At 33.7% G+C, this 1,171-nt stretch carries 1 protein-coding gene and 1 pseudogene; both read left to right on the top strand.

Annotated features, from left to right (window positions below; all coding sequences use genetic code 11):
* Positions 1-104: 104 nt before the first annotated feature.
* Positions 105-815, top strand: coding sequence for a hypothetical protein (locus IM755_RS12765; protein WP_194097464.1), 711 nt, complete (start codon positions 105-107; stop codon positions 813-815).
* A gap of 105 nt (positions 816-920) precedes the next feature.
* Positions 921-1,171: pseudogene (locus tag IM755_RS12760) on the top strand (hypothetical protein); the annotation flags it as partial.

The following is a 1,171-nucleotide window of genomic DNA, read 5'->3' as shown; positions in this document are numbered from 1 at the left end:
CAAAAGGGGTTTATCTTGTTCAAATTAATTTTACTTCAGGTGCAACAGTAACAAAAAAACTAATTAATCAATAACATTATTCTAATTTATAAATTTTAAATAATATGAAAAAAACAACTAAAATATTCGTATTTGCAGGGATGTTAATAACAGCAACGGTCTCGGCACAGGTAGGTATCGGAACAACAACACCTTCTAGCTCATCTATCTTAGAATTAGAAAGTACGTCAAAAGGATTACGTTTGCCAAGAATGACGACAGCACAAAGAACGGCAATTGCTTCTCCAGTATCTGCATTACAGGTTTTTGATACAACTACAAATTCAATTTGGATTTATAATGGCACTACATGGACAGAAGTAGGTGCTGGAGGGGCAACTTCAAATATTTATACTGCAGATGGTCAATTAACAGCTGCAAGAGTTGTAAATCAGAATAATAATAGCTTAACGTTTCAAACTGGTACGGCTAAAACAGTTGTAGATGGTAATTTTCAAACTACTGGATTGTTATATGCTAAAGCACCAAGAGTTCATCCTATTGCAGCATCTATAACTTGGCAAGCGGATGATGTTGTTATCTTATTGCAAAGTACACATTCAGGTAATATTGTTTTTCCTTCTGCTAGTGCAAATCCAAACAGATTGGTAGGTATTAACAACCGTTCAGGAAGCGCAAGATTAATTACTGATGTAACAGGTGGTGATACTGGAGTTTATGCAAATGAGGCAGTTTCTCAAATAGCTTCAGGAAGTGGGGTTTCATGGTGGATTTCAGATGGTATTTCTTGGAGATTATACTCAGGAAGACCATAATCTTAAAAATCTAAATTACATATTATCCCCATTATTAAATCTTGCGTTAATTAACTCTATGGTTAAAATGGGGATATTTTTATTATTAATATAAATTTTAAAACTATGAAAAAAATACTTTTTTTAATGTTATTAGGAAGTACATCTGCTGTAGGGCAGGTGCTTTCTAATCAGCCGGTGGTGAATCAAATTGCTGGACAAAATGCATTTTTGGATGCGTCAACAAATTTTAATGATGCGGGTTCTGTAGGTAAAGGATTGGTTTTTCCACAAACAGATTTAACAACTTGGACTTTTGATACTAGTGCTTTAGATGGTATTAACTTTCCTACTGCATTTGATGGAATGATTGTTTA

This window comes from Flavobacterium proteolyticum (assembly GCF_015223105.1).
GTDB lineage: Bacteria > Bacteroidota > Bacteroidia > Flavobacteriales > Flavobacteriaceae > Flavobacterium > Flavobacterium proteolyticum.
This window is presented reverse-complemented; position numbering and strand designations above follow the sequence as displayed.